Below are 24,286 nucleotides of genomic sequence, written 5' to 3'. Positions count from 1 at the left end.
AGGGAAGGGGCGCATGATGACGCCGGCCAGGGTCCGTCGGCAGGGGTTTTTAGCGGGGAAAATGTTACCGCGCGTTGCCAACTAAGCTTTCACTAAGCTTGGTTTTGCACAGTGGAATCTCCCCCATCACCGGAGCGTTTTCCATGCGCAAGATCCTCCTGCTGTCCCTGGTTCTCGCCAGCCCCCTGGCCCTCGCCGGCCCGCAATGCACCACCGCCGAACGCTCGCAATGGCAGGATCAGAAGGCCTTTCAGGAACAGCTCAAGGCCCAGGGCTACCAGATCAGCAAGTTCAAGGTCACCGACGGCAACTGCTACGAGATCTACGGCTTCGACAAGGACAAGCGCAAGGTCGAGATCTACCACGACCCGGTCACCGGCAAGGCGGTGAAGACCGAGATCAGAGGCTGATGCCAGAGGCTTCCCTGCGGCTGTGGGACCCGCTGGTGCGACTGTTTCACCTGTCCATCGCCGGGGTCTTTATCGGCAACTACTTCTTCAATGAAGCCGGTGACGACTGGCACGTCTGGCTCGGCTACTACGCCATGGCCTGGCTGCTGTTGCGCACGCTGTGGGGATTTGTCGGGCCGCGCAGTGCGCGCTGGTCCGACTTCTGGCCGACCCGGGCCCGGCTGGCGGGGCATCTGCGCTCGCTGCGGGCCGGGCGCCCCGAACATCGCCTGGGGCATTCACCCCTCGGTGCCTTAGTGATGCTGTTGATGCTGCTGGCGCTGTTGCTGATCGGCATCAGCGGTTTTCTGATGGAAGAGGTCGATGCCCTGTGGGGCGCCGACTGGCCGCTGCAGGTGCACGAAACCAGCGCCGATGTGCTGCTGGGGCTGGTGCTGCTGCATGTGTGCGCGGCGATTTTTGAAAGCTTCCAAGTGCGCGACAACTTGCCGTTGTCGATGCTCACCGGCCGCCGCCGACCCTTGCCGGACAGTGATAAGCGCTAATGGTTTCTCCCTTGTTCCCACCCTGTATTTGCCACGGGCTCCTGTATGCGTGCGCTGTCCTTTCGCCAGATCTTCCTCTGCAGCAGCCTGCTCTTGGCCGTCGTCTTTATCGCCGCCTGGCGCAGCCATCCGCCTCACCAACTGGCGCCGTTCGCCCAGGCCACCGTCGGCAGCGATGCGGCTAAAGCCAACAGCACGCCGCAATACAACAGCCGCTTCGTCTCTTCGGACCTGGATGACTTCGTGCATTCCTCCTCGGTGACCGCCTTGCCCGGCGGCGACCTGATGGCCGTGTGGTTCGCTGGCTCCCGGGAAGGCGCCGCCGACGTCCAGGTGCGCAGCGCACGTTTTGACGCCCAGAGCGGCGAGTGGGGCGCCGAGCAGGTGCTGGCCACCCGGGAGTCGACCCGCGTCGGCACCGGGCGCTATATCCGCAAGCTCGGCAACCCGGTGATCGCCCTGGGCCCGGACCAGCGCCTGTGGATGTTCTACGTCTCGGTGTCGGTGGGCGGCTGGGCCACCAGCGCCATCAACCTGATGGTTTCCGACGACCTGGGGCGCAGCTGGTCGGCGCCGCGACAGCTGGTGACTTCGCCGTTCTTCAACATCAGCACCCTGGTGCGCGCCGCGCCGGTGTTCCATGCCGACGGCTCGATCGGCCTGCCGGTGTACCACGAGTTCATGGGCAAGTTCGCCGAGTACCTGTACCTGAGCGCCGATGGCGCGGTGATCGACAAATTCCGCATCAGCCGTGGCAAGCACTCCCTGCAACCGACCATCGTGCCCCTGGACGAACGCCGCGCCGTGGCCATGCTGCGCTACGCCGGCGACACCCACCACAAGGTCCTGGCCAGCCGCACCGAAGACGCCGGGCAGACCTGGAGCGAGCCCTATCCGCTGCAACCGTCCAACCCCAACTCATCGCTGGCGGCGGTGGGCACTGACGACCAGGGCCTGCTGGTGGCCCTCAACGACCTGCAGGACGGACGCTTCAAACTCAGCCTGTACGGCACCGATGCCGGCCTCAGCCAATGGCGGCCCCTGGTGGAACTGGACCAGTCCCCCGATCCCCTGGGCCAGCCGTTTTCCCACGAGGCCTACAAGGACATCATCGGCGAAGGCTTTCGTGCCTCCAGCGGCGCCCGGCGTCTGCCCCTGGAACAGCGCTTTCTGAGCAACCTCGACTATCGGGTGTGCAAGCCCCAGGGCTGCGACTTCGAGTACGAATACCCCTACTTCAGCCGCGGGGCGGACGGCCTGTACCACCTGGTCTATTCCTGGAACAACACCTTTATCAAGCACGTCAGCTTCAACGCGGCGTGGCTGGCGGAGCGCCTTTGATGCTGTCGCTATGGCAAGCCCACCTGAGTTTTATCCTCCTGGGCTTTGTGCTGCTTGGCAGCCTGCGCCTGACCGCACCCTGGCGGCCCTGGCTGCTGCCCGTGCTGGCGCTGGTCAGCTTTATTCCGCTGAACCAGCTGCCGCTAGCGGCCTATGTGCGCAGCTTCACCGATGATCTGGCCATCAGCACCCTGGTGCTGTTGGGCTGGGTCAGCCTGCGGCACTTGGGGGTGATGGCGCCCTTGCCAGCCAAACACCGGGTGCAGGTCCTGCTGCTGTTTATCGGCCTGACCCTGAGCCTGTACCCCGCGACCCTGGGCCTGACCTACCTCGACCCCTACCGCTGGGGCTACAACCCAAGGCCGATGATCGTGCTGATGGGCCTGGCGGCGCTGGTGCTGCTGTGGCAGCGCAACCTGCTGGGGGTACTGATGCTGGCGGCCGGGACCCTGGCCTTTGCCCTGCGTCTGAAGCCTTCGGAAAACTACTGGGACTACCTGCTGGACCCGCTGCTGGCGGGCTACTGCCTGATCGCCGGCAGCGGCGGGCTGCTGCTGTGGCTGTGGCGCCGCTTTGCCCAGCGCAGCCGCGGGCAGCCCCTTGCCGGGTAAACCAACAGGCCGCGCCGCGGCCTTCGACAACACCACACAGAGGTCAATGATGGGCGGGTTGCAATCACGCCGCCTGCGCTACGGCGTGGGCGCAATCGGGCTGGTATTCGGCTTGCTGGCACTGCTGCGGCTGCTGTTCGCCGTGGGTTTTTCCGGGGTGGACCTGAGCGCCGCCGACCAGCGCGAAGCCATCCTCCAGACCCTCGGCATCGGCCTGCGCTTCGACCTGCGCCTGACCCTGCTGCTACTGCTGCCCCTGGCCCTGCTGGCCTGGCTGCCGCGCTGGAACCTGCTGCGGCTGCCAACTTTGCGCTGGCTGGCCCGGGCCTACCTGCTGCTGGTGCTGGGCGGGGTAGGGCTGCTGTACATCATCGACCTCGGCCACTACGCCTACCTCGGCGTGCGCATCAACGCCACGGTGCTGCGCTACCTGGACGACGCACAGATCTCCCGGCAAATGCTCTGGGAAAGCTACCCGGTGCTGTGGATCGTCCTCGCCTGGGGCAGCGCCCTGAGCCTGTGGTGCTACGCCTTGCTGCGCCTGGAACGCCGGACCCTCGACCGCCCGGCGCAACCCCTGGGCCGCTGGTCCCTGGCCTGCGTCAGCGCTCTGGGCATCGCCGCCGTGTTCCTCGGCCTGCTGGGCCGGGTAGAAAACCTCAACCTGGAAAACCCCGTGCCCCTGCGCTGGAGCGATGCCTACTTCTCCGGCAACAGCCAGATCGCCGCCCTGGGCCTGAACCCCGTGCTGTTCTTCTACGACACCCTCAAGGCCGGCCAAGCCCAGTACGACGAAGCCCAAGTGCGCCAACACTACCCGGCCCTGGCCCGCTACCTTGGCGTCGACCAGCCGGACCCGCACAGCCTGAGCTTCACCCGCCAACAAGGCGTGCAGCCGTACCGCATCGACCGCCCCCGGCCGCCCAACGTCATCTTCGTCATGCTCGAATCCCTCGGCACCAGCGCCGTGGGCGCCTACGGCAACCCGCTCAACCCCACCCCCAACCTCGACCGCCTGGCCCGCCAGAGCTGGTTCTTCAAACACTTCTACGTCCCGGTCACCGGCACCGCCAAGACCGTGTGGGCCAGCATCACCGGCGTGCCCGACGTCACCCGCCAAGAGACCGCCACCCGCCAGCCCCTGATCACCCGCCAACACAGCCTGATCAACGCCTTCAGCGACTACCACAAGCTCTACCTGATCGGCGGCAACGCCGGCTGGGCAAACATCAACGGCCTGATCCGCCAAAGCATCGACAACGTGCGCCTGTACGACGAAAGCCACTGGCAATCGCCCCTGGTGGACGTCTGGGGCATCTCCGACCTCGACCTGTTCAAGGAAAGCGACCGCCTGCTGCGCGCCATCCCCCAGGACCAACCGTTTTTCGCCTACCTGCAAACCTCCGGCAACCACCGCCCGTTCACCATCCCCAAGGACAACGACGGCTTCCAAGCCCAGGACCTGCCCCTGGAACACGTCCAGGCCGCCGGTTCCCGCAGCCTGGAGCAATACAACACCGTGCGCCTGCTGGACTTCAACATCGGTCGGCTGATGGAGATCGCCAAAGCGGGCGGCTACTACGACAACACGATTTTCGTGTTCTTCGGCGACCACAACACCCGCATCAGCCAGATCCCCCACATGGCCCCGGCGTTTGAACAGTTGGGGCTGGAAAGCAACAACGTACCGCTGCTGATCCATGCCCCGGGGATGTTGCAGCCCAGAGTGATCGAAGCTGCCGTCGGCCTCGCCGACCTGCTGCCCACCGTGGCCGGCATGGCCGGGATGCCCTTCACCAATGGCGCTATGGGGCGGGACATTCAACAGCCTGCTCCGGAAGGCGAGCGGGTGGTGCCGCTGGTATTAAGGGAAGGGACCTTCCCGGTGATTGGCGGCGTGACCAAGGACTTTTTGTTGCAGATGCAGCACGACGGCAGTGGGGCGACCTTGCATGACCTCGCGTCAAACACACCGCGTGAGGATGTGGCGCAGGAGCATCCGCAGGAGTTTGAGCGGTTGCTGGAGTTGACGCGGGGGATGCATGAGGGGGCGCGGTTGATGTTGTATCGGAATGTTAGGTGACAGCGCATAGCCATTGGGTGACGCCAGCCCGTGTAGGAGCTGGCTTGCCAGCGGAGGCGGCCTAAAAGACACGGGGTAAATCGGCTTCGACCCCGTGCTCTTCTTTCTCGTACTTCTGATTGTTCAGCCCGAAGGCCTATTGGCACCCAGCAACGAATCCACCACCGCTCTAGCCATTTCCACCGAATGGACCATTGACCAAATCAACCCACGCTCCACAACGCTGGTGCGTTCGGTGATCTGCACAGTCCATAGTAGCGACAGATGCACCAATCCATAGGTGGCATTGATATCAGCTCGGAAATTGAACAGTTGGTGGCTACGGTTTAACTCTTCTTGGAGGTAGCGATTTTTCTAGGCATGATACGGCATGTGGCCAGCATTACGTTATCTAGTGTCGTTAGTCGACTGGCTAAACCATAGGTGTGATGTGTGGTAGGCAGGAGGTTGGCTGCATACACGCTCTTTCGGAAAGGATAGAGGCTGGCCCGTCGTCATTTAAAGAGAGAAGTTTTGGCTAGTGGAGGGCTGTTGTATTTACGTAGAAAGTGAAAGTGGTACAGCAGATGATAATAAGCGACTCGATTTCGCCGAATGGAGAGTGCTTGTAAAACGGTTGTTGCCTGATTCACTTCCAGTTCGGAGGGAAGAGTGTTTCTCAGTTCTTCGCACGCTGTTTGGAGAAAACCTATCTAACGGAGTCGTATCGGCACTATCTTCATTGGTATTCATGGGGCTTGAACATGAGGCCCGAGAACTGTTAGTGGATTTTCTATGCGAGAAGCATGATTCGAAAAAAATAAGTAGTTTGTTGCAGGCCCGTCTGCTTTCTAATGAGATATCTAGTTTGGTTGCTCTCAATGTTAACGAGCCCTCGGTAGTTGATGGTTCGGACTCGGAGTTTGAATGCAGGGTAGTTGTTGATGATGACTTGCAGGATTGGAACTGGACTGCGTCAGATGAAGTGCGCACTCCAGAAATAGACGACATTGGGCTGAGGGCTATTGCAAGCCAAGTTCAGGGTGCTATCGGTTCCTATGCTTCTGTGGAAAAAGGTGCGGTGATACCTAGCCTTGCTGAGCCTTTTGACAGTGCTCTGTGGACTGAAAAAACAACCCTTCCCACACCTACCTCTAAAATATCGCCTGCGGAAATTGCTCTTGTGGAGCGCACTGCCAAACTCGGTAAGGTAGCGATGGATGTACTGAGATATTTTTCAGATAATCCGGGAGACCGAGCTGCTCACGCGGAACTTGTTCTGGGGTATCCCCTAACGGATATTAATAAGCTTCTATTAGGTTCTCTAAGTAATTATGTGAAGAAAACCGGATCTGGGGGTTGGGAGTGCTATCCATGGGTTTCAGGTCTATTGCTCATGCTGGATGACGCTTTGTGAGCAAGTTATTAATTAAATACGGTCACTCAAGCGCTTTTAGACGTTTAAGTAATGCAGGCAATACTGTCTCTGGAGTTTTGAGTTCGCATTCCCATACGGTGAAAACTCGCCATCCTGCGCTACCCAACTCCTGCGCTACTTTGAGATCTCTATCTACATTGGAGTCCAGTTTTTTTGTCCAGAAGTCGGCGCGTGTCTTGGGCAGGACGGCGTATTTGCAGTCGGTGTGGCGATGCCAAAAGCATCCGTGAACAAAAATACATACTTTTAGTCGAGGTAGTACTATGTCGGGTTTCCCTGGCAGGTCTTTTCGATGAAGCCGAAAGCGGTAGCCATATGCATGCAAAAAGCGCCTGACAGCCAGCTCGGGTTTGGTGTTTTTGCCCTTTATGCCCGCCATCATGCGGGATCTTGTGGCTCGGTCAACGATATCCATTTCGTATTTTCTCAAAACAGCGTGGTTTCATGAGTCGTAGCTATCCCATTCAGGTTGTGGATCTCTTTGCCGGCCCCGGCGGTCTTGGGGAGGGTTTTTCCTCTCATTCGGACACTAATGGTGAGACCTTCGAGATAAAGGTCTCAGCCGAAATGGAGGTTTCCGCGCGTTCTACTCTCCGCCTCAGGGCCTTCTATCGACTGCTGAAGAATAGGCAACCCGAAGCCCTCGAGGATTACTACAACTTTTGTGAAACTGCAGGCGTACCGGAGCCTCATACACCCAGGAGTCTTGAGGCATGGCGGCATGCCGATAGCGAAGCTCAGTTGTTGGAACTTGGTACCGAAGAGGGCAACACCAGGCTCGACAAAATGCTGGCGAACCGTCTCGATGAGACTAGGCCATGGGTTTTAATTGGAGGGCCTCCATGTCAAGCCTACTCAATCGTAGGTCGAGCCAGAAACCGTGGGAAAGTAGATTATCGTGCAGAAAATGATCATAGGCATTTTCTGTATCGTGAGTATCTGAGAATCATCCAGAAGAAGAGACCAGCAGTTTTCGTGATGGAAAACGTGAAAGGCATTCTTTCTTCACAGGTCGCTGGCGAGCAGATGTTCCCTCAGATATTGCGTGACCTAGCTGACCCAGATGCTGCGTTTGGAGAAAGCGGTAATGGTCCGAAGTACAGAATATGTTCTCTTGTCGCCGATGATATCTACGAAAGTGGAGCAGATCCTGACAGCATCGAGCCAAGCAACTACATCATTCGTGCAGAGGAGTATGGAGTTCCTCAGGCTAGACATCGAGTGATACTTCTCGGTGTTTCCGAGGAGTATTTGGATGCGCTTGGCAATCACAAACTGTCCCCAGTTTCTGGGCCGACGGTGGATCAGATAATCGGCTGTTTACCGCCATTACGCAGTACTCTTACTCGAATGAAAGACTCTCCTGAGGCGTGGGCGGATATAGTGCGTCAGCACTTGAAGGAACTGAACCATGAGTGCCTTCAGTTGGTGAGTGATACACCTGAAAGACTCGCGCTGGCTGCTAGACTCGGCATTCTCGCTAGCAGTTATGACAGCCGCGATATGAACTCCGGTGGGTTGCGGGTGCTGAAAAAAAACACTTCGAATGGGGTGACGGGAACCCCTCTTGATAGCTGGTTGCAAGATCCGAGACTGAAGTATTGGCTCAATCATGAGGCTAGGGGGCACATGAGCTCCGATTTGCGCAGGTATGTTTATGCTGCCGCTTTTGCCGAGACTTATAGTGATTCGCCCAAGGGACACCAGCATTTCAACCTTCCTGGGCTGGCCCCCGATCATAAGAATTGGACGACGGGCAAGTTCAGTGACCGTTTTCGTGTCCAGAGAGCAGGTATTCCCTCTACGACAATAACCAGTCATATCGCGAAGGACGGGCACTACTTCATTCATTACGATCCCCGGCAGTGCCGAAGTTTGACTGTTCGAGAAGCTGCACGACTGCAGACCTTTCCCGATAACTACTTTTTCCTTGGCAATAGAACACAGCAGTTCCATCAAGTGGGTAATGCGGTTCCGCCGTTTTTGGCTTGGCAGATTGCCGATGTTGTATTCCGCATCGTTAGAAACGGAAATAGTTCAAAGTAGAGTCAAATTAATCATCGTAGACATGACAAGGAGCGTTATTTTGTCACCCTCATTCAAGAGTCGAAATGCTCCGCCCAAAGCCAGTGCAATGGTCGAGGCATTGCGAGGGCTGGGCTACAACACACAAACAGCATTGGCTGACATCATTGATAACAGCGTTGCAGCAGGGGCATCGGAAGTCAGAGTCGAGTTCGTCTGGGCTCAAGCAGAAAGTCGAATTACCTGCCAAGACAATGGAGCCGGAATGTCGGCAGCCGGACTTGATCTTGCTATGAGACTGGGGGAGCGCAATCCGTTGGAGCATAGATCAGAGTCTGATCTTGGTCGTTTCGGGCTGGGCCTCAAGACAGCATCATTTTCACAGTGCCGCAGGCTTACCGTAGCCACAGTAGGTGAGGAAGGCATGCAGTCTCTGCGCTGGGATCTTGACTATTTGGCAAACAGCTCCGACGGAGGCTGGCATCTGCTAGAGGGGCCCCATCCTGGTTCCGAAGGGTATTTGGGATCACTTTCTACAGCAGGTTGCGGGTCTCTGGTCCTCTGGGAGGAGCTTGATCGGATCATTACTCCTGGAAGCACTGTTCAGGACTTTCTGAACTTGGCCGACAAGGTCGAGCAGCATCTTGGAATGGTGTTCCATAGGTATCTGGAAGGTAGTCGGCCACGTCTCAAAATTCTGCTCAACGGACAGCCGGTAAAGCCCTGGGATCCATTTATGGCGGACCATCCGGGAAAACCTTACAACCCTCCGGTATTCAAACACCCAACAATCAAGGGAGTCGAAGCCGAATGCCATGTTCTACCGCACAAGGACATGCTCTCGGGCGAGGACTTCGAAGTGCTGGGTGGCCCTGAAGGATGGACGGCCCAACAGGGTTTTTATGTTTACCGAAATGAGCGTCTTCTTGTTGCAGGTAGTTGGTTAGGTTTGGGGGCTGGTAGATCCTGGACAAAGGATGAGGCTCACCGACTGGCAAGAATTCGTCTGGATATACCCAACTCGGCTGATGCCGACTGGAAGATCGATATCCGTAAATCCACCGCCAGGCCCCCTGTTTACCTTCGCGACTGGCTGACCCGGCTTGCCGAAGCAACGCGTGGACGCGCGCGTCGAGCCTTTGCTCACAGGGGTAGGCCCACATTGCTTGGCAACAAACAGGTTGCCGAAGCCTGGAAGATAGAGCGTCTTACTAGCGGTATACGATACCGGATAGACAGCGACCACCCCGCGATAAGAGATGTGCTTGATGAGGCCGGAGGGCTGCTTCCGCAGATTAGAGCAATGCTTCGGGTCATTGAGGAAACGGTCCCTGTTCAGCGGATATGGATCGATACGGCGGAAAATAGAGATACCCCCTGCACAGGGTTTGAGACGGCCCCGTCTAGTGAGGTCAATGAGGTTTTGATGGTCATGTACCGCACCATGATCGAAAAGAAGGGATATACCGCTTCTTCTGCCAAGGAGCAGCTTCGGATCACGGAGCCTTTCCACGCTTTCCCTTCATTGGTGGATGCTCTGCCCGACAATTTTTAAGGAGTTGCGACGAATGTCCGAAGACAACAAATGGAGTGTGGTCAAGTTCGTCCAAGAGATGATCGTGGACTTGCAGGGCAAGTCGGCGATCACTCCGGCGCTCATTTCACAAAAGATCGACATGGTACTAAAGATCATGCCGAACAAGGCCGAAGGACTTGATCGCGACGCTGTCACCGACGAACTCATCAGGCGGTTCAGTGTTTGGGTCGGTAAGGAATCTTCTCTTGTCGACATGGCCGGGCACGTCCCCTGGCTAACCAGTGAGGCCAAGAAGGAGTGGCGTTACTGGCGCCGTTACAGAGAGTGGCAGGAAAAGAAGTTGCCATGGAGTGCTGTGGAAGCACTCGATGAAACCACCGATAACGTTCTTTCCATGCTTGAGGACCCTCGGCGCGAAGGTCCGTGGGATCGTCGTGGCATGGTGGTCGGCCACGTGCAGTCGGGCAAGACCGGGAATTATACGGGGCTCATATGCAAGGCGGCAGACGCCGGATATAAAATCATCATCGTACTTGCGGGGCTCCACAACAATCTACGCTCGCAGACGCAGATGCGACTGGATGAGGGGTTTCTCGGCTATGAAACCAGCCCAATTGAGGGGGAGGGGAACGTGGCTATCGGAGTTGGAAAAATTGACCCTTCTCCCGCGTTACGCCCTCAGTACGTTACCAACAGGACCGAGACTGGAGATTTCAACACCAGATTTGTGAGAAATCTTGGTGTCTCGCCTGAGCAGAAACCGTGGTTGTTCGTCGTCAAGAAGAACAAAACTGTTCTGCAGCGCCTGCTTAAATGGATTCACAAGCATGTTGCAGAAACGACTGATCCGGAAACCGGCCGCCCTCTGGTAACCCATCTCCCTTTACTGATAGTTGACGACGAGGCAGATCATGCGTCAGTGGATACCGGTGAGAAGGTAGTCGACGAAAACGGTCAGCCTGACCTCGAACATGAACCCACGGCAATCAACAGCCTGATTCGTCAGATACTGCACTCCTTCTCGAGGAAGGCCTATGTCGGCTATACGGCTACACCGTTTGCAAACATCTATATCCACGAGCAGGGTGAGACAGTAAAGGAAGGGCCGGATCTGTTCCCAGCGGCATTCATTACCAACCTCTCGGCGCCCTCAAGCTATATCGGTCCGTCAAGGGTATTCGGACTCGCGGGAGAGAATGGGCGCATAGGCGCTCTTGATTTGGTCCGCCCAGTCACGGATCACTGCTCCACCGACGGAAAGGGCGGTTGGATGCCTGTTGGTCACAAAAGCAATTACGTTCCTTCCGACGTCATGCCTCCTTCGCTGGTCGAGGCAATACAGGCATTCGTCTTGGCAAGCACCATTCGTCAATTGCGGGGGCAGGGGGCCGAGCACAGCTCCATGCTAGTGCACGTAACACGATTCAACTTGGTTCAGCAGCATGTACATGGGCAGGTTCGTAATTACATCATGCAGTTGAAGCAGCGGCTTAGAAGACGCATCGACCATGAGGGGGTACTGGCCGAATTGCGCAGCCTGTGGAATAGAGACATCCGGACGACAAGCCACGAAATTGAAAAACAGATGGGCGAGAACTTTCGGCGTCAAGCCGATGACTGGTTCGAGATAGAGCAAGCGTTACCAGATCTGTTGGAGCAGATCGATGTGCGCATGATCAACGGTACTGCAAAAGATGCGCTGGACTATGTCGACAGCGCCACGGGGCTAAAGGTCATTGCAATTGGAGGAGACAAGCTGGCCCGAGGGCTCACACTTGAAGGTCTATGTGTCAGCTATTTTCTTCGGGCCTCCAAAATGTATGACACGTTGATGCAGATGGGACGGTGGTTTGGTTATCGACCTGGTTACTTGGACTTGTGTCGCCTCTATACCACAGCGGATCTGGTTGAATGGTTTGAACACATTGCAGATGCAGCGGAAGAGCTGAGAGCTGAGTTCGACTTCATGATGGAAAGCGGGCTGACCCCACGTCAGTACGGTCTCAAGGTTGTCTCTCACCCTGTATTGATGGTGACTTCACCACTGAAAATGAGGACCGCTAAAACCCTGTATCTGTCTTTCAGCGGAGATATTGTTGAAACGGTCAGTTTCTTCAGGGATCCGGCCCTGCTCAGACAGAATGTCATGGCTTTCAACTCTTTTGTATCCAACATGGGTAAGGCATCGGAGATTCCTCCGCAGGGCCGAAACGGCCGAATTGATAGCTGGAACGGTGTGAGTTGGAATGGTGTTGAAGCTCAGGCTGTTATTGAGTTTCTGAGGGCGTACCAGACTCATCCTGACTCCAGAAAAGTGAGAAGTGATCTGCTTGCGAACTTCATCGAAGAGATGAGTCGGTCTGGCGAGCTTACTTCCTGGACGGTTGCGGTTATCGCTGGTGGTACTGCCGGCACCGAAAATGTCGCAGGCTTTCCGATAAAACGAATGAAGCGCACAAACAAGTCTCGAGAAGCTGATAAATATTCCATAGGTCGCCTCCTCTCGCCTCATGATGAGGCTCTGGACCTTGACGAGTCATCGTGGAATGCCGCACTTGAATGGACTCGTAAAGACTGGAAACCCGACCCCGTTCGCTCCAGAAGTAAGGAGTTGCCCGAGACTCCAGGCGGACCTTACGTCAGGCGTGTCCGTGGCCAGGGGCGTGGGAAAGTAGCGCCGCATCCCGAAAGAGGACTTCTACTTATGTACCTTCTTGACCTAAAGGACTCTGGAATTTTGGGCGTTGAGGTGCCTGTCGTTGCATTTGCAATCAGTTTTCCTTCCAGCAATGCGGGAAAGTCGGTGCCCTATGTCGTCACTAACCTTATGTGGGAGCAGCAACAATAATGGCGGCAGTGAGTAGTTCCGAATTGCTTGGCATTTGGCGAGCTCTTCCCGGCAACGCTTGGGCTCAGGGGTGGCGATCGATTGATCTATTTCAGAAAGCAACAATCAGGGTTAAGGCAGCCAGGCATGCGCCGGGAAATGAGGAGTCTGTTTTAGTCGGCTTTTCAAGCTGTAGAACGGCACCTAACTCGCAATTGCCTCAGGGGCAAGGGTTTCGGATTGAAAGTGTAGGGTTGGGTGAGGCTGCGGGTGATCACCACTGGCTCGCGATCGTTCGTCAACCTGAAGGTAGCTTGGAGCTTTTTGCAGCCGTAGTCGCCGATTTATGTGGACTACTGGATTCCGATAACGGCTGTACCGAAGAACTTGTATATCAGCGACTGCTCGGAAGAGTGCGTGGGTGGCAGGAGTTCATGCGTAAAGGACGCGAGGGTTTGGGGCCCGAAGCTGAACTGGGGCTTATGGGTGAACTCTGTTTACTGCGGCATCTGATTGATGAGGGCGTATTGCTATTCTCAGCAGTACACGGGTGGAAAGGGCCGCTCGACGGGCTTCATGACTTTCAAATTGGTATGGGCGCAATAGAGGTCAAGTCCACAATGGCAACTGAAGGCTTCCCGGTGAAAATTACTTCCCTAGATCAGCTCGACGAATCCCAGTGTCCACCGCTCTTTCTCGCCGCACTTCGCTTCGGTTCAGCGGATTCGGGAATGTCACTTCCCGAGGCTGTGACTGATCTACGCTGTCTGCTGGAGCCTGACTCTGCAGCGACCAGACTCTTCGAGCAAGCACTTCATCAGGCCGGTTATTTGGACATGCAGGCAGAAAACTATACGCGTCGTTTTTCATTGAGCGAGATAAGGATGCATCTCGTTGATGCGGAATTTCCGAGGCTGACGCCTTTCAGTATCTCGACAGCTATTCGTCGAGCGCAGTACGAGCTCGATCTGGCATTGATACCAGCCGATAACCATCCGTTGGTAGATGTGCTTGAGCAACTTGGAGTGATTTGATGGAACTTGTGGATTTTTTGCGGGACACCCAAGCATCGGTCCGAGAGGAAGTTTTGAAGGATATTGCACCTGGTGAAGCTCCTGTGCCAGCAGAGGCTGTATTTACTGAGCATGTAATGGCTCATATGGCCGATGAAGGAATAACCTTCGAGCCAACAGTCTGCCATTACGGTGCCAAGGTCGGATCCTACAAAGTCAAAATCAGTGGTTATTCTGTCTCGGACACAACTGACGAACTGGGAAACCCCGACCGGCTGGATTTGTTCGTCAGCCTTTACAAGGGGCTCGAGGATATTGAGGACATCCCAGATACTGAAATCGGCAGGGCTGCCAAGCAAGGGCTGCATTTTCTCAAGTTTTGTGCCACGGGAAAACTTTCAGAGGCGCTAGATGAAACCAACGAGGCCTATCCACTTGTTACGGAGGTTGAGCGTATATTTACCGCTCTGGATAGCATCCGGATTTTTGTAATTACCGATGGCCAGGTTAAGACAAGGAACTATGCACCTCAGGATGTCGAGGGTAAACAGGTGCGCCTTGAGGTCATGGACATTCAGCGGTTATTCAACCATTGGCAGCAGGGCCGGCCCCGGGATGAGCTGGTAGTTAACTTTCAGGATCTCTGTGGTACGGCATTGCCTAGCGTATGGGTCCCTGGGGCAGGTGATGACGAATATGACTATGCTCTAACGGCAGTCCCCGGCGAGGCTTTGCGTTTTCTATACGAGAAGTACGGACCACGTATTCTTGAGGCAAACGTACGTTCATTCCTTGGTGTTGGTAGCAGAGGCGTAAACAAGGGGATTCGTGACAGTTTGCGAAGTAATCCGGATCGATTCATGGCTTATAACAATGGCATTGTTGTTGTGGCCGATGCTGCGAAGTTAGATCGCACACCAGACGGATCTACTGGCATTCTGTGGCTTCAGGGCATGCAGATCGTCAATGGTGGACAGACTACAGCCTCCATTTATTTCGCCAAGAAAAAAAATCCTGAAATCGATCTCAGTAGTGTCCGAGTTCCAGCGAAGATTATCGTGCTCAGAAATGGTCAGGGAGATGACGAGGAGTTGATCTCGAATATATCTCGCTATGCCAATAGCCAGAACGTAGTAAAGCAATCAGATCTTTCAGCAAACAAGCCATTTCATCGAGAGCTGGAAAAACTGTCCATGCGTACATATTGTCCGGATGGTGTGGGGCGCTGGTTCTATGAACGATCGGCCGGCAGTTACAAGGTGATGCTTGAAAAAGAGGCGACAACGGTTGTTCAAAAGAAAAAACTTCAGGCCGCAATTCCTCCCTATCGCAAAATCACAAAACCGGACCTAGCAAAGTTTTTGTTCGCTTGGGATCAGAAACCCCACGTTGTAGGGCTGGGCAGTCAGAAGAATTTTCAGGCTTTCATGGATGAGTTGGGAGAGCGAGAAAGCTCCGGAGAGGATGTAATTCCTGATCAAAATCAGTTCAAGGAAATGATTGCAAAGGCCATCCTGTTCAAATCTGCTCAGAAATTGATAAGGCCTCTATTCCCGGCATTTCAGGGAAATATTACCGTATACACAATTTCGGTTCTTGCACTTAAACTTGGGCGAGGTTTTGATTTTCAACGTGTCTGGCAGGCTCAGAATATTTCGCCTGAACTACAAAGACAGTTGGCTACTTGGGCTCGTGAAGTAAATGAAGCACTTCATCGCGGTGCAAGCGGGAAGATGATTTCCGAATGGGCCAAGAAGCTCGAGTGCTGGTCCTTGGTCAGGGACTTCAAGTATTCGGAGGCGGATACCAATATTCCGGAGATACGCTGAGTAGGTGTCATAGGCTTTAGGTATATTTATTATAAGTGCTTCTTATATTCCGGCCTCACTGTGACTCAGGTTTGTCAGGCCGGATTTCGCTGATTGTTGTTGTGTTAATTGCGTGTCATGAGTTTTTCGTTAAATGTAGAATTATATATCTTAGGGAGCCTGCACATAGTTAGTTTCAGCTCGAGCTCGCAGTGTTAGCTTTATTATTGGGTGATCGCGATATGAGATTTTTCATGAGGTTTATGTGTGATTCTCCTACAGTTCGTAGGGCCTTTGGATTGTGCTGCCATTTGCGAGATTAAGGGTGTGGTAGGAAAGGTCTTTCCAAAAATGGGTGGCCTGATGTTCTGGCGGTGATATTCGATTTGTAGTCGTCTTCATAGAGTACTGAGTTTTCAGTTTTTCGCTTTTTTACGCTGCATTTTTCTCTGTTCCTATTTGGTTCTCAAAAAGTTAGATGAGGTTGGAAGTTCGGGTAAGTGGGTGTGGGCTTTTAATAAGCCGGCATGTGCCGGCTTATTTACTCTTAATTAAATATTTAAAGCCTGAGTTTCTATTGCTCTCAACAGCTCTCGCACATCCTGTAGTAACAACCTCGCTGTATTGGTCACCGTGCCAATGTCCTTATCGTTCGAGTCCCGCAACGTGGTGCAGCTCATCAGATTCAGATAATCAAGCGCAGTCACCAATCGCTCACTCGCACACGCATGCAGATCCGCCAACGGCGCCTGGCTGTCTACAAACAGCACCGGCCCATCGCTGGCGATTGGGGTCATGGGAATAAATCGTTCGGATAGATCTTGAGTATTCATGGTGTCGTTTCTTCCAAGAAAATGAAAAATCGCCACCTGTTGCTGCGAATCAACTGGGTGGCAGCTGTACGCGGGTTCGCAGACCGAGGAAAGAAACAAACCCGGCAGACCCAAAGGTCTCCCACGCACAGCTGCCATAAACGAAACGCAGGCGAAGTTTGCCTGAGTTGGCATGGGCTGTGTTGTTTGATTCTTTCTTTTGGGCTGCGAAACCCTGTCGCTGACAAAATTCAGCGAACGAGAAAACTATAGGGACAGGGCAGGTCCGGGACAATGGCGCTTCTGTAGGAACGGTCTCTATTGCGAGTAAGGACCGGCTGAACTCTCCAGGGAATTCATATCCGCTGTGCCTGACCCTAACTGTATGGGCCTTTCAGCTTGGTAATCGGCAGCAGAGTGGGGCCCCCACGGCAATGGTCCAACAGCCTGTTGGACCATTTCAGATTCGGGCCAGGCCTCGGCAAATCCATCTGACCTTCAATCGATTTTGCTATCCTGCGCCCCTTTTCCCCACCGCAAGGAACGCAGGCATGACCCAGCCCATTGGCAGCAGTTCACAAACAAGGGCTGGCCAACAGCGTCACCTGCAACACCTCCTGTTCAGCCTGACCGCAGCACTCTTGCTCGGCCTCGGGCTCATCACCCCCACCGCCCAAGCCAACCCCACCACCACCTACCGCGGCACCCTCGGCGACACCCCGGTTGAACTGGCGCTCACCTACGACTCCCAATACGGCGGCGGTATGTCCGGCTATTGGTTTTCCGAATCCGAGCGCTTGCCCATGGCGTTGGAGTCCACGCCTTTCCATTCCGGCTCTGCGCTCTTGATCAACATCATGGACAACCCGACCCTGCCGGCGACGGCGGTGTCGTTGCAGCCGTTCGCCGAGGGGGCGCAGGCGCTGCAGGGCAGTCTGGTGGATCTGCGCACGGGCACGCAGCAGCCGTTGCAGTTGCAGCGGGTGACGCGCTTTGGTGGCAGTCAGCGGGAGGCGTTTGAGGGGGAGTTGCTGCAGCCGGTGTTCGATCGGGATTTCTATTTCAGTGTGCATGCCGCGCGCAAGGCCGGGGAGGAGGTGGCGCGGGTGGACAGTATTCGAGTCATGAGCCGCACCACCGGGCGGCGGGTGCAGGAGATCAGTGGGCAGTGGTGCATGTCGTCGGTCGGTACCAGGACGCTGACTTTCGGGCATTTCCAGGCCGAGGCGCGGATTGATTTTCAGGCCCAGGGCTATCGGCTGGCGGAGTCGGATGGCCGGCTGTGGTGCTCGCCCACTCAGTACTACCTGTACAACCGTGAGCGCCGGGAATACTTGCGCCATCCGCAGTTGGAGCAGTTCGCGGTGGAGGGCGATCTGCGCTTTTCCCCCGGTGGCCAGATGGAGTTCAGCAAGCAGGACTTTATCAATTACGACCAGCGCACTCGGCGTTGGGATTATTACCGGGTGATCAGCCCTGATCGGCTGGAATATCTTTCATCGGGCAAGGAGCGTTTCTGATGCGTGGGTTTGATGTTGCTCGGGGGCTGGCGGTGCTGGTGTTGGCGCTGTGGCTCTTGCCGGCGCAGGCGTCCCACGGGGTGTATGAGGGGACCTTGGGCAAGCAGGCGATTGTCTTGACCCTGGGTAGCCAGAATGCGGTCTACCAGGGCACCTATGCCTATCAGCGCTATCGCACGCCGATCCGCCTCAAGCCGACCTTCAGCTACAGCAACAAGACGCTGGCCATGGATGAGCTGGACGAGCAGGGCTTGCCGGTGGCGCGTCTGCAGTTCAATGACTTGATGAACTCCCGCCAGCAGGAGCAGGTACGCGGCAGCTGGACCAGTTATCGCACGGGCAAGACCTTGCCCATTGCGCTGAAGCTGGTGGGCCTGGTGGATTCGGATCGCTCGTGGCCGCAGCCGGTCACCACGCTGCTGCAGAGTGCTTCCACTAAACGCTGGTATTTCCAGGTGCCGATGCCGGGCAATGATCAGCGAATCACGACGGTGGAGGTGATGGACAAGGCCACCGGCAAGTTGTTGCAGAGCCTGGCGGTTGCGGCGCCGGGGTGTCGCAACCTGGGGGTGGATACCTTGCAGGTGCAGGCTGAGGGGGAGCAATTGCGGATCGGCTTTCAGGACTGCACGTTGCCGGGGTTTGCGTGGAGTGCGGGCAGTGGGCGCTTTGAGCCGTTGCCTTGAGGCAGGGGATGGAAGCGCTGGGTAGCAGAACAAGGATCAGGTGTTGAACGTGGAAACTGTGGAGCCCTGTATGGACGACAAGCAATCCCCTGTGCTGATTCAGGTGTACATGGCCGATGACGATGGCGCCGTTCGCGAGGAGCTGTTGGCGCGGCAGATTGATGAGGATACCTACGAGTTGCTGTCCTCGCCGGGCCTGGCGCAGAACCTGGCGCGGGGCGATATCGTTTCCATCCGCAATCCCGATGCGCCGGCGCAAGTGCTGAAGCGGGGCGGGAATTTCTGCATTCAGATCTATGCCGACTACATTGATCCGGCGGTGATCAGTGCGCTTGAAAGCGAGGTTGCTGGTGAGTTGGGCGGAACCCTGGATGGGCTGTTCGAGGGGAGCCTTTCATTCGCTGTTCCTGCAAGGAATGGCATGGACCGTATCAATGCGGTGTTCGATCGCTTCCGCGAGAGAACCGGGATTGAGTGGTACTACGCCAATGTCTATAAAAACCTCGATGACGATGAGGACGAGACGCTGTTGAACTGGTGGTTGGACGTTTGATCATCCTTGGAGCTGGAGCCAGAGCGACCAAGTAACCGATCAAGCAGGTTGGCAGCTTCGAGTCATTGCAGAGTGACGCGCCTTGGTTTACCACGGCTCTCTTGAGGACACCTTCGCCGGTAAATCGGCTCCGAGCCTGTAAGGCAAATCTGTATTTTCGGTAAGCAGTGGCTGCCCTCGATGATTGCGACCACCCTCGGTGATGAGTAGATCAAACGTCCACCCCTTGCGATGCCTGGTTGCGGCAGGGGTATTGGTCTTTCCAGCGCCAGCAGGTTGTGTCGGACGAATGCCTGTCTGTTCGTCTGTACGGCCTTGCCGTAGATGGTGGAGCCATGTATACCGTTATCGAAACCGAGGTCTTCAAGCGCTACGCCGAGCCTATCTGGAATGACGCCGAGCGCTTGGAATTCATCACCTGGTTGGTCGCAGACCCATGGGTTGGAGACGTCATCCCCGGTACCGGAGGGCTGCGCAAGGTGCGCTGGTCTTGCAGTGGCATCGGCAAGCGCGGCGGCACACGAGTCATCTACTACAACCTGCTTTCGGAAGGTCTTATTTGGTTGCTGATCGTCTACACCAAGGCGAAGTTAGACAATCTGCCCATCGGCTTTCTGAATCAATTGAAAGAGGGAATCAGTCATGGACCATGAACTGCAGCAGTTTCAGAAGGATTTGCTGACTTCGGTGGGCCAGATGAAAGCCGGCAAGGCGGCGCGTGCAACGGTGGTAAAACTGTCCGGGGCGGCAGAGGCCCGGGCTAAGGTGGGGCTCTCTCAGAGTGCGTTTGCCACGCTGTTGGGGGTCAGCCTGCGTACACTGCAGGATTGGGAGCAAGGCCGGCGCCAGCCGACAGGCGCGGCTCAAACGCTGCTGCGTGTGGCCAGCCAGTACCCTGAAGCCTTGCGGGCTTTGCAGCCGGTTTGATGGCGAGTAGACCAGGCGCTGACAAGTCGGTCTTGATGACCGGCTTTTTTGTGCATGCCTGACAGATTCGCATAGTCACTGGTTTGCCAGCGAAGGTGTCCTTGAGACCGCCTTCGCCGGCAAGCCGGCTCCTACAATACAGCGGCTAACTTGAGAGGCGTATTCTCGCTGGGCGGTTGGCGCTGCATCAGAAATTCACCGAAGCACTCAACCGAGCCGTCAGCGGCGCGCCCTGGAACAGGTAGTCGTCGCCCATGTATTCCCCGGTGTCGCGCCAGTAGCGCTTGTCGAACAGGTTGTCCACGGTCAGGCGGAACACCGTGTCGTAGCCATCAATTCGAGTGCTGTAGCGGCTGCCGATGTTGAAGATGGCGTAGGCGCCGGTGGCGACGTTGCCCTGGCGGTCGGCGTATTGGCTGCTGCTGTATTGCATGCCGCCCAGCAAGGCCAGGCCGTCGAGCCAGGGCAGGGCGTAGTCGCCCTGCAGGCTGGCTCGCAGGCGCGGGACGTTGAGGGTCTGGTGCCCCTCGTAGGCCGGGGTACCGGTGCCCTCCACCCGGGAGCGGATCGCCGCGACGCTGGCGGCAATCTGCAGGCGTTGGGTGGCCCAACCGTTGGCGGAGAGCTCCAGGCCGGTGTTCTTTTGCTGGCCCTGCTGGACGTAGGTGAAACCGCCGGCAGCGTCGGGGCGCGAGTACTGGTAGGCCTGGCGCATCTGGAACAGCGCGGCGGTAAAGCTCATGCGCTGCCAGTCGTACTTGACCCCGGCTTCGATCTGCCGCGAGACGGTGGGGGCCAGGGTGTCGCCACTGTTGCTGGCGAACCAGGGGGCCTGGCCACCCAGGGACAAGCCCTTGCTGTACTGGGTGTACAGCGAAATGTTGTTGATCGGTTTGTAGATCAACGCGGCCTGGGGCAGGAACACATAGCGTTGGGTGTGGCGATCGCGCACGCCGTCCTTGTCGAAGCTCTCTTCGTCGAGGCGTACTTCGCGTCCGCCGAGAACGGTCTGCCACTGTTCGTTGAAGCTGATGCGGTCGCTGAGGAACAGGCCGTATTGGCGGCTGTCCAGGCGTTTGTGGGTGTCGTTGAGGGCGCCGTCGTAGCGGCCGAAGTTCTCAGGCTCGCTCTGGATATTGCCCGTGCCAATCCATTGATTGATGGACTCGCGCCGGTCCACCACACGACGAAACGCACTGGTCCCCACGCTCAACTCATGGCCCAGGCCTGCGGCGTCGAAGCGGCCATTGAGCACCGCCTGCACTTCATCGTTGCGCCGGGTGTCGTCAGGGCTACGAAAGTCGTAGATGTCGTAGTTGCCTTCCGGGCTGAAGTAGTTGGGCACCTTGACGCTGGAGCAACTGGTCGAGCCGTAGCAACCCCAGGCAAACGAACTGTAGTCATCGATCACCACCTTGCTGCGCGACGCACTGAGGGTGCCCTTCCAGTCGTCGTTGAAGCGGTACTCGAAGTTGCCGCCGATGTTCAGCGATTCATTGGTCACAGGCTTGGAGCCGCTCTGGTGTCCCAGGAGTTTTTTCGGCGAGGCGTGGTGGGGCAGGCTGGAGCCCCCCAGCAGTTGATAGCCCGGTGCCGAGCGCTGCTGCTTGTTCTGGTATTCGATGTCCAGTTGCAGCAGGGCGTCGGGGCTGATGTTCCAGTCCAGGGCCAGGGAGGCGAAGTCGCGCTGGCCATTGGTGTGCTCGACGTAGGAGTGCAGGTCTTCATGGGCCAGGTTGGCACGCAGGCCGAACTGCTGTTCGCTGCCGAACCAGCCGCCGACATCGGTGGCCAGGTAGCCGCTGCCGCGGTCGTCGGTGGAAACGGTCACCGAACGAATGTCCGTGGGCCGCTTGGTCACATAGTTGATCAGCCCGCCGGGCTCGCTGACCCCGCTTTGCAGGCCGGAAAGGCCCTTGAGCAATTCCACCCGCTGCTTGTTTTCCAGGGCGACGTTCTGCTCGCCGGTGATGGTGCGGTTGTTGATCTTGTAGCTGCTGGCGGCATTCAGCGAGAAGCCGCGCACCTCGAAGTTTTCGTAGTAGCCCACCGGCGCGTAGCTCTGGCCCACCGAGGCATCGTTCTTCAGCACGTCGCTGAGCAGCCGGGCCTGCTGGTCGAGGATCATGTCTTCATTGATCACGCTGATGGAGGCCGGGGTATCCAGCAAGGGCGCTTCGCTGAAACCACCCACCGAGGCGCTGTCGACGCGATAGCCGTAGGGCTCTTCGCCGCTGACGGTCTGGGTCGGCAACTGGGTGCCCGCGGCGTTGGCCACGGCGCTGCTGCCGGCCAGCAGCAGGCCCAGGGTCAGGCAGTTGAGGGGCAAAGCTGAGCTGCAGGTGCGCGCGGGGGCAGTCGGGTGAATCCGGCTCATGAACAATCCTAGAAGGCGACGCGGCCCCATGGCAGAAGCCGGGGGAGGTTCCTGGGAAGGCTAGGAGCGTCGACCTGCGTGTGTAGTGAGGAACAGCGGGGGAGCCCTGCGAGCATCAGGCCGGGGCCTGGCGGTTGCCGCTGGGTACTGTCGGGCAGGCGCCATCATACAAGCTGCAGCGAGGGGGTAAAGACGGGAAAGGTAGAAGGTCGCGTGGCGGGAGTGGCCGCTTCAAGTCCTTGCGTAACACGGCGGTGGGCAATCCTGCTCGGGCTCCGGGTGGCCCATCTGCAGGTACTTGATCCGCTCCTCCATGGAATCGACCTTGCGCAGCAGCAGGCTGATGAGCTTCTCATTCATCTCGCGGGTTTCATCGACGACCAGGGACTTTTCCAGGCGGTCGACGATTTCATTGTTCATGCTGCGGTTTTCTCGTTTGGCAATGTGTTTGAGCTGGTTGTGCAGGTCGCCTGGAAGACGAACGATGAACTTTTGCAGGGAGGAGCACATAGCGGACCTCAGAGTAATGCCAAAGAGCAGCATCATAAGAATGAGGCAGGCTTGCTTGCTTCAAGAAAATTCTTAAAAGAATGAAATATCTGAAGGCACTAGCGCTCAAGCCCAGGCACTCTCGGCCTTGCCCTAGGGGCAGGTTCAGCCGTGCGGGCGGCCTCCGGTGGGTATTGTGATGTGCTTTCGATCATCGCTCCGGCACGAAGCGCAGCCCCACGGATTCCCAGTCTTTCCAGGTGGGAGTGAAGCCTTTGCGCCAAGGAACATCGAAGCGATTCAGAGGCTTCTTGCTAGTGCCACAGTAATATCCGGCGTGAATCACCCCGTCTTTCTCCACTGCCAGCGGGAAGGCGCCCCGGACCCGGGGCAGGGGGATTTTCCAACCCCACTCGATCTGGTTGAGGCTTAGGGCAAATCGACGATTCACCAGTGCCTTGAGCCTGAAAGGCAGTTGCTGATAGTCGCATGTCTGTTTTTGGGCCAGGGACAGCGACGAGAATTGATCGAAAGTTACATGGTTCTTGGTACCGGCCAAGGCCTCCAGATCATCCCTCGACAGTAGGTGGAAGCGAATGTTTTCAAAGGTCAGGGCGCCCTGGTCGGTCCGCGGGCTCTTTGTGAGTTCGGCGAGAATGTAGTAGTGAGCCTGGAAGCCTTTTCTCTTGAGATTCTTGTCCAGCAGCAGGTTCCAGTATGAGGTCTTGTTGATACGCCAATGCTTGGGCGAGGCGGTGCTTTTGATTTCGATGGTCAACCCCCAGGTCAGTTGTAGATCGAATACATCGCCTTGATGCTGGAACTCGAAACTCTTTCTCAGGCTTTTGCTCAGGTTGTCGGGGTAAGGGTTCTGAAAAGTGAAGTGCTCCACCAGCTTGCCGGCAATTTCCTCCGCATGGGAGATCAGGTGCTGGCATAGCAGGTATTCGATCAAGACGCCGCGCAGGAACGGGTCTCGTGCGTTGGAGAACGCCCACGACCAGAAATCCGGGGCACCGAGTCGGGTATCGACTTGATCAAATCTGAATTGAATATTCGGAGTCAGGGTCGGCATCGGCAAGTCCCTTGGCGAAAGAGGGTGCAGTCCTGGGGGGCGGACTGAATCAGGAGCGGCGCATTTGTAGCAGTTTTGCCGGCTGGTGCAACAATCGGATGGGACTTGGCAATGTCCGGGGAGGCCAAAAGGTGCTGGCCCTGAGCCTGCTGCGAAAAAGGTGGGGGGCTTGCGCGCAGGACCTGCAAAAGAACCTATACCTAAGGTGGCGCGACGCCAGCACCGTTCGC

Annotated in this window: 21 protein-coding genes and 1 pseudogene; 16 read left to right on the top strand and 6 right to left on the bottom strand. The window is 56.7% G+C overall.

Annotated features, from left to right (window positions below):
• Positions 1–143 precede the first annotated feature (143 nt).
• The 5 genes from AC1RGE_RS09490 to AC1RGE_RS09470 are packed head-to-tail and all read left to right on the top strand — an operon-like array spanning position 144 to position 4,990.
• On the top strand, positions 144–410 hold the full coding sequence (locus AC1RGE_RS09490; protein ID WP_492584084.1) for a PepSY domain-containing protein: 267 nt from the start codon (positions 144–146) through the stop codon (positions 408–410).
• Entirely contained in the window at positions 410–955 is a 546-nt protein-coding gene (locus tag AC1RGE_RS09485) for a cytochrome b/b6 domain-containing protein (RefSeq protein ID WP_492584083.1), read from the top strand. Before AC1RGE_RS09490 ends, AC1RGE_RS09485 begins: the two co-directional genes overlap by 1 nt.
• A gap of 45 nt (positions 956–1,000) precedes the next feature.
• On the top strand, positions 1,001–2,296 hold the full coding sequence (locus tag AC1RGE_RS09480) for a sialidase family protein (protein ID WP_492584082.1): 1,296 nt from the start codon (positions 1,001–1,003) through the stop codon (positions 2,294–2,296).
• Positions 2,296–2,907 (top strand): hypothetical protein, encoded by a 612-nt coding sequence (locus tag AC1RGE_RS09475; protein ID WP_103739739.1) that lies wholly within the window; start codon positions 2,296–2,298, stop codon positions 2,905–2,907. The genes AC1RGE_RS09480 and AC1RGE_RS09475 overlap by 1 nt, the downstream gene beginning before the upstream one ends.
• A 49-nt stretch (positions 2,908–2,956) precedes the next feature.
• The gene (locus tag AC1RGE_RS09470) at positions 2,957–4,990 is read left to right on the top strand and encodes an LTA synthase family protein (RefSeq protein WP_492584080.1); all 2,034 of its coding nucleotides are present in this window, start codon (positions 2,957–2,959) and stop codon (positions 4,988–4,990) included.
• A 123-nt stretch (positions 4,991–5,113) separates the two neighbouring features.
• Here AC1RGE_RS09470 and AC1RGE_RS09465 read toward each other — a convergent pair.
• Positions 5,114–5,302, bottom strand: a pseudogene (locus tag AC1RGE_RS09465) (hypothetical protein); the annotation flags it as partial.
• Positions 5,303–5,753: 451 nt separating this feature from the next.
• Between AC1RGE_RS09465 and AC1RGE_RS09460 the strand changes: the two are divergent.
• Positions 5,754–6,386, top strand: a complete 633-nt coding sequence (locus AC1RGE_RS09460) for a hypothetical protein (protein ID WP_492584079.1) — start codon at positions 5,754–5,756, stop codon at positions 6,384–6,386.
• A gap of 22 nt (positions 6,387–6,408) precedes the next feature.
• On the opposite strand, the gene AC1RGE_RS09455 is transcribed toward AC1RGE_RS09460, so the two are convergent.
• Positions 6,409–6,822 carry a very short patch repair endonuclease gene (locus AC1RGE_RS09455; protein ID WP_212805475.1) on the bottom strand — a complete coding sequence of 138 codons (414 nt, stop codon included), beginning with the start codon at positions 6,820–6,822 and terminating at the stop codon, positions 6,409–6,411.
• Between the two features lie 29 nt (positions 6,823–6,851).
• Between AC1RGE_RS09455 and AC1RGE_RS09450 the strand changes: the two genes are divergently transcribed.
• From AC1RGE_RS09450 to AC1RGE_RS09430, 5 genes are all read left to right on the top strand, one after another.
• Positions 6,852–8,453, top strand: a complete 1,602-nt coding sequence (locus AC1RGE_RS09450; protein WP_492584078.1) for a DNA cytosine methyltransferase — start codon at positions 6,852–6,854, stop codon at positions 8,451–8,453.
• An 88-nt stretch (positions 8,454–8,541) separates the two neighbouring features.
• On the top strand, positions 8,542–9,987 hold the full coding sequence (locus AC1RGE_RS09445; protein ID WP_492584264.1) for an ATP-binding protein: 1,446 nt from the start codon (positions 8,542–8,544) through the stop codon (positions 9,985–9,987).
• Between the two features lie 13 nt (positions 9,988–10,000).
• Entirely contained in the window at positions 10,001–12,817 is a 2,817-nt protein-coding gene (locus AC1RGE_RS09440; RefSeq protein WP_212805473.1) for a Z1 domain-containing protein, read from the top strand.
• The gene (locus AC1RGE_RS09435; RefSeq protein ID WP_492584077.1) at positions 12,817–13,830 is read left to right on the top strand and encodes a PD-(D/E)XK motif protein; all 1,014 of its coding nucleotides are present in this window, start codon (positions 12,817–12,819) and stop codon (positions 13,828–13,830) included. The genes AC1RGE_RS09440 and AC1RGE_RS09435 overlap by 1 nt, the downstream gene beginning before the upstream one ends.
• Positions 13,830–15,638 carry an AIPR family protein gene (locus tag AC1RGE_RS09430; protein WP_492584076.1) on the top strand — a complete coding sequence of 603 codons (1,809 nt, stop codon included), beginning with the start codon at positions 13,830–13,832 and terminating at the stop codon, positions 15,636–15,638. Before AC1RGE_RS09435 ends, AC1RGE_RS09430 begins: the two co-directional genes overlap by 1 nt.
• 530 nt (positions 15,639–16,168) lie before the next feature.
• Here AC1RGE_RS09430 and AC1RGE_RS09425 read toward each other — a convergent pair.
• Positions 16,169–16,450: a fructose-bisphosphate aldolase gene (locus AC1RGE_RS09425; protein ID WP_492584075.1), complete on the bottom strand. Its 282-nt coding sequence runs from the start codon at positions 16,448–16,450 to the stop codon at positions 16,169–16,171.
• A gap of 530 nt (positions 16,451–16,980) precedes the next feature.
• Here AC1RGE_RS09425 and AC1RGE_RS09420 point away from each other — a divergent pair.
• The 5 genes from AC1RGE_RS09420 to AC1RGE_RS09400 all read left to right on the top strand — a co-directional run bounded on the left by AC1RGE_RS09420 (position 16,981) and on the right by AC1RGE_RS09400 (position 20,115).
• Entirely contained in the window at positions 16,981–17,949 is a 969-nt protein-coding gene (locus tag AC1RGE_RS09420) for a hypothetical protein (RefSeq protein ID WP_492584074.1), read from the top strand.
• Positions 17,949–18,635 carry a hypothetical protein gene (locus tag AC1RGE_RS09415; RefSeq protein ID WP_401400898.1) on the top strand — a complete coding sequence of 229 codons (687 nt, stop codon included), beginning with the start codon at positions 17,949–17,951 and terminating at the stop codon, positions 18,633–18,635. Before AC1RGE_RS09420 ends, AC1RGE_RS09415 begins: the two co-directional genes overlap by 1 nt.
• Before the next feature lie 70 nt (positions 18,636–18,705).
• The gene (locus AC1RGE_RS09410; protein ID WP_492584073.1) at positions 18,706–19,188 is read left to right on the top strand and encodes a DUF4265 domain-containing protein; all 483 of its coding nucleotides are present in this window, start codon (positions 18,706–18,708) and stop codon (positions 19,186–19,188) included.
• A 335-nt stretch (positions 19,189–19,523) separates the two neighbouring features.
• Positions 19,524–19,841 (top strand): hypothetical protein, encoded by a 318-nt coding sequence (locus AC1RGE_RS09405; protein WP_015636247.1) that lies wholly within the window; start codon positions 19,524–19,526, stop codon positions 19,839–19,841.
• Entirely contained in the window at positions 19,831–20,115 is a 285-nt protein-coding gene (locus tag AC1RGE_RS09400; protein WP_015636246.1) for a helix-turn-helix domain-containing protein, read from the top strand. The genes AC1RGE_RS09405 and AC1RGE_RS09400 overlap by 11 nt, the downstream gene beginning before the upstream one ends.
• Before the next feature lie 187 nt (positions 20,116–20,302).
• Here the strand turns inward: AC1RGE_RS09400 and AC1RGE_RS09395 are convergent, their stop codons facing one another.
• The 3 genes from AC1RGE_RS09395 to AC1RGE_RS09385 all read right to left on the bottom strand — a co-directional run bounded on the left by AC1RGE_RS09395 (position 20,303) and on the right by AC1RGE_RS09385 (position 24,056).
• The gene (locus AC1RGE_RS09395) at positions 20,303–22,492 is read right to left on the bottom strand and encodes a TonB-dependent siderophore receptor (protein WP_492584071.1); all 2,190 of its coding nucleotides are present in this window, start codon (positions 22,490–22,492) and stop codon (positions 20,303–20,305) included.
• 231 nt (positions 22,493–22,723) lie between these two features.
• Entirely contained in the window at positions 22,724–23,002 is a 279-nt protein-coding gene (locus tag AC1RGE_RS09390) for an Arc family DNA-binding protein (protein ID WP_065363278.1), read from the bottom strand.
• 190 nt (positions 23,003–23,192) lie between these two features.
• Positions 23,193–24,056 carry a hypothetical protein gene (locus tag AC1RGE_RS09385; protein WP_492584070.1) on the bottom strand — a complete coding sequence of 288 codons (864 nt, stop codon included), beginning with the start codon at positions 24,054–24,056 and terminating at the stop codon, positions 23,193–23,195.
• Positions 24,057–24,286: the final 230 nt, after the last annotated feature.

The organism is Pseudomonas sp. GW823-FHT02C05, assembly GCF_058797595.1.
Note: the sequence above shows the minus strand (reverse complement) of the source record. Positions and strands in the feature narration are given on the sequence as shown.

Coding starts and splice junctions, on each gene's coding strand:
- AC1RGE_RS09490 (WP_492584084.1), top strand. CDS start 144: ATGCGCAAGATCCTCCTGCTGTCCCTGGTTCTCGCCAGCCCCCTGGCC.
- AC1RGE_RS09485 (WP_492584083.1), top strand. CDS start 410: ATGCCAGAGGCTTCCCTGCGGCTGTGGGACCCGCTGGTGCGACTGTTT.
- AC1RGE_RS09480 (WP_492584082.1), top strand. CDS start 1,001: ATGCGTGCGCTGTCCTTTCGCCAGATCTTCCTCTGCAGCAGCCTGCTC.
- AC1RGE_RS09475 (WP_103739739.1), top strand. CDS start 2,296: ATGCTGTCGCTATGGCAAGCCCACCTGAGTTTTATCCTCCTGGGCTTT.
- AC1RGE_RS09470 (WP_492584080.1), top strand. CDS start 2,957: ATGGGCGGGTTGCAATCACGCCGCCTGCGCTACGGCGTGGGCGCAATC.
- AC1RGE_RS09455 (WP_212805475.1), bottom strand. CDS start 6,822: ATGGATATCGTTGACCGAGCCACAAGATCCCGCATGATGGCGGGCATA.
- AC1RGE_RS09450 (WP_492584078.1), top strand. CDS start 6,852: ATGAGTCGTAGCTATCCCATTCAGGTTGTGGATCTCTTTGCCGGCCCC.
- AC1RGE_RS09445 (WP_492584264.1), top strand. CDS start 8,542: ATGGTCGAGGCATTGCGAGGGCTGGGCTACAACACACAAACAGCATTG.
- AC1RGE_RS09440 (WP_212805473.1), top strand. CDS start 10,001: ATGTCCGAAGACAACAAATGGAGTGTGGTCAAGTTCGTCCAAGAGATG.
- AC1RGE_RS09435 (WP_492584077.1), top strand. CDS start 12,817: ATGGCGGCAGTGAGTAGTTCCGAATTGCTTGGCATTTGGCGAGCTCTT.
- AC1RGE_RS09430 (WP_492584076.1), top strand. CDS start 13,830: ATGGAACTTGTGGATTTTTTGCGGGACACCCAAGCATCGGTCCGAGAG.
- AC1RGE_RS09425 (WP_492584075.1), bottom strand. CDS start 16,450: ATGAATACTCAAGATCTATCCGAACGATTTATTCCCATGACCCCAATC.
- AC1RGE_RS09420 (WP_492584074.1), top strand. CDS start 16,981: ATGACCCAGCCCATTGGCAGCAGTTCACAAACAAGGGCTGGCCAACAG.
- AC1RGE_RS09415 (WP_401400898.1), top strand. CDS start 17,949: ATGCGTGGGTTTGATGTTGCTCGGGGGCTGGCGGTGCTGGTGTTGGCG.
- AC1RGE_RS09410 (WP_492584073.1), top strand. CDS start 18,706: ATGGACGACAAGCAATCCCCTGTGCTGATTCAGGTGTACATGGCCGAT.
- AC1RGE_RS09405 (WP_015636247.1), top strand. CDS start 19,524: ATGTATACCGTTATCGAAACCGAGGTCTTCAAGCGCTACGCCGAGCCT.
- AC1RGE_RS09400 (WP_015636246.1), top strand. CDS start 19,831: ATGGACCATGAACTGCAGCAGTTTCAGAAGGATTTGCTGACTTCGGTG.
- AC1RGE_RS09395 (WP_492584071.1), bottom strand. CDS start 22,492: ATGAGCCGGATTCACCCGACTGCCCCCGCGCGCACCTGCAGCTCAGCT.
- AC1RGE_RS09390 (WP_065363278.1), bottom strand. CDS start 23,002: ATGTGCTCCTCCCTGCAAAAGTTCATCGTTCGTCTTCCAGGCGACCTG.
- AC1RGE_RS09385 (WP_492584070.1), bottom strand. CDS start 24,056: ATGCCGACCCTGACTCCGAATATTCAATTCAGATTTGATCAAGTCGAT.